General features: G+C 31.0%; 4 protein-coding genes. All 4 read right to left on the bottom strand.

Going from position 1 to position 2861, the window contains the following annotated elements; all coding sequences use genetic code 11:
• Positions 1-138 precede the first annotated feature (138 nt).
• The 4 genes from KI369_RS27045 to KI369_RS27030 all read right to left on the bottom strand — a co-directional run bounded on the left by KI369_RS27045 (position 139) and on the right by KI369_RS27030 (position 2538).
• Positions 139-342, bottom strand: coding sequence for a hypothetical protein (locus KI369_RS27045; RefSeq protein WP_000878375.1), 204 nt, complete (start codon positions 340-342; stop codon positions 139-141).
• 141 nt (positions 343-483) lie between these two features.
• Positions 484-900 carry a DUF3995 domain-containing protein gene (locus KI369_RS27040; protein ID WP_212958650.1) on the bottom strand — a complete coding sequence of 139 codons (417 nt, stop codon included), beginning with the start codon at positions 898-900 and terminating at the stop codon, positions 484-486.
• Between the two features lie 143 nt (positions 901-1043).
• The gene (locus KI369_RS27035; RefSeq protein WP_212958648.1) at positions 1044-1814 is read right to left on the bottom strand and encodes a DUF3959 family protein; all 771 of its coding nucleotides are present in this window, start codon (positions 1812-1814) and stop codon (positions 1044-1046) included.
• Between the two features lie 556 nt (positions 1815-2370).
• Positions 2371-2538, bottom strand: coding sequence for a DUF3920 family protein (locus KI369_RS27030; protein ID WP_212958646.1), 168 nt, complete (start codon positions 2536-2538; stop codon positions 2371-2373).
• Between the last annotated feature and the right edge of the window lie 323 nt (positions 2539-2861).

The following is a 2861-nucleotide window of genomic DNA, read 5'->3' as shown; positions in this document are numbered from 1 at the left end:
TTGTACTTATTTTATTGTGCACCTATTACACGTCAAATGTATAAGTATCGCTAAAAATGCTGCTCATATATTTATTTTACAATTATCATATTTATAAATAAAAAAACATCCCTGTGGATGTTTTTTATGTACCGATTTTTAAGCTTCCATAAACTTAGCCGGTACACCAATTTTTTCAACTACAGAAGATATATTAGTAGGATTAATCATTACGTTTTCAATACTAACTAATTTATTTTCTAATAGTCCATTCTCTGTTGTAATAAGTTCTTCAAACCGTTCTAAAGTCATCGAGAATTTATGCTCACTTCCGCCATTCATACTAACTTTTACGTACTTCATCGTGCACCCGCCTTTCATAATAATCTATAATTCGATATGAAGGCGCTAACATCCTTTTTATTCACTCCTAGATTCCTCACTTTTACACTTGCAAATTTACGTTTATATTCATTGTGAAGAAAAGAAGTGGAATTTTAATGTTCACATAATAATTGCTAATAAAAATGATAAAGATAAAAATCCACAAAGTGGTATATATAAAACAGTATCTAATTTAGCAAAACGCGTATCTTTTTTTCGTTTAAAGATTCCAAAATAATGAAACTCACCAATTACTCTTATGAAAAAAACAATCATACAAATCCAGGATCCCGTTTGAACAATAATATTAGGGAATGCAAAATGAACAAGATGTGTTTGTTGTAATAAAATTATCGCTGCCATACTTAGTAATAGCGCAATGAACAATGTCATCCCTATACCTGGTTTAAACGCCTTTTCTCCAGCTTTTGTTGGAATGACACTACTTGTCGCCCACTTACCTCCGAAAGCCCAATAAACATGTAAAAAGCTAACTAAAAATAATATACAGACAGAAATATATGTAATAATAAGCATTTTGTCCTCCTATTATTTTATTTTAGTTCTCGATTTTAGAGTATGCTATAAATTTCACCTTAGCAATTCTATATTTAATAACATAAAAACCCCTTAATGATTTTTCTTAAAATTGATTAATCATTAAGGGGTTTTTCACTTTATCACGCATTATACCTATTTCTACGACGTTCCATCCTCGTTTGTCCTTGAGCAGTACCTTCTTGATATTGTTCTATTTGCTCTCTCATTTCATATGTTGCAGCTGGAGCTGGTTCTTCGTAATTATGTTCACGTATTTTTTCTGGCGTTTTTCGTTTTGATACTTTTCCACCAAACTTAAATAATTTCATCTTTAATTTCGGTAATTTTGGAAGTGGAATCTTAAATGATAGCTTTTTACGTTTCTTTTTTTGTTGAAATAGATTTATATTTTCTTTATTATCTTCCTCTTTACGGTGTAATAACATGGCGATTAACCCACCTAATATAAGCCCGCCAACTAAAAGCATAAGGTATTTGAAATTACTTATCATTAAGCTCGACATACGTTCAAGTATGACTAACGACTGTACTTCTTTTATATCCCATAATAAAGCGGCCCATAATGCGAATAAACCGAAAGTAAGTCCATATGTACGAAAACGAAATAAACATGGAATTAAAGCGACACAAGCGGCAATTTTCGCGTTCGCTATAATTGAACTTGTTGAAATATCTTGATGCCAAATTACTAACAGTAATGTTATAAATGGCGCATAAGCTATCCAACTACATATACGTGAATATATTTTTTTCGCAAAATAGCTACCAAAACTAGTAAAAAATAAAAGGCCTCCAATATATAAAGACTGTTCTAGTGGGATTTGCTTCATAATTCCTGCAACTGGAAAGAGGCCGCTCAATAGCATTAATAGCACATCTAACTTCTTCACAATTCCTCATTCCTTTCAAATTTCTTTTGAGTTAATACATATTGCTTTTCCATATGATGTAGTTTTTTATTTCTAAAAAACATCTTAATCCTGTATGGAAATAAAGTAAATATGTAAAAGAGAAGATACATGACAAAAGATATCCTTATTTACATGAAAAAATGACAAATCCTGACCTATATAATGAACAGGATTTGTCTATTATTATTTACAGTAGAATAATTGAATCTTTCTTTTCTATCTTTATTATATCTACATCCAGTTCAACATCAAACTCTTTAAACTCTCTTGCATCTCTATCCTTCATATCGCGAATGTTTTTATAAGTATTTCGTATAAGTGTGATTTCGTTAATTAAAGCTGTCTTAAAGAAGACATATCACCGATAATTTATGTCTATTCTGTATATGTGTTAGCACTTTTTTTATTTTTCTTCTACTAAAAAACTTCATTGTATCTCTCCTATTACACAACACTCTCACTGCCATTATCACGGAAATCATCCATATTATTATCACTTGTAAAGCAGTTCACCGTTTCATATTCGACATTTAAACTAGTTTTTATGTTGAACTGACTTGTAATATCTCCCCATATAATCCTTCGCATCTTTTTCAGCCCAACGTTCATCATATGGAATACTAGTACCATACGGATATTTGAAAATTTTACCGGTCTGATGTTGCCAATAATGTCGTAATTCATGTGCAAATGTTTCAATCATAGCTTTACGGAATTCATCCTTAGTAGGACGTCGAACAGCGGGAGCTGATACTAAATCCCTCCGTTCACAAGGTAAGGTATCAGATATATATCAATAACACCGGACTTTTGAACATACGCTTTTATTCAATTCGTAGTCACATAACTACTATTAAATAGGGACGCATACCCATTATTATTAAGGGTATTATGAATTGTGATTTTACTTAAAATTCCATCATCTCCAACACCCAGATCTTGTAAAATCAATTACGTTTGTGTTTTAACAATTTCTTTTGTTATTGTTACAGCTTCTTCATCAGTTACAATTAAGCAGATTTTATT

Source organism: Bacillus sanguinis, assembly GCF_018332475.1.
GTDB classification, from domain to species: Bacteria; Bacillota; Bacilli; order Bacillales; family Bacillaceae_G; genus Bacillus_A; species Bacillus_A sanguinis.
Note: the sequence above shows the minus strand (reverse complement) of the source record. Positions and strands in the feature narration are given on the sequence as shown.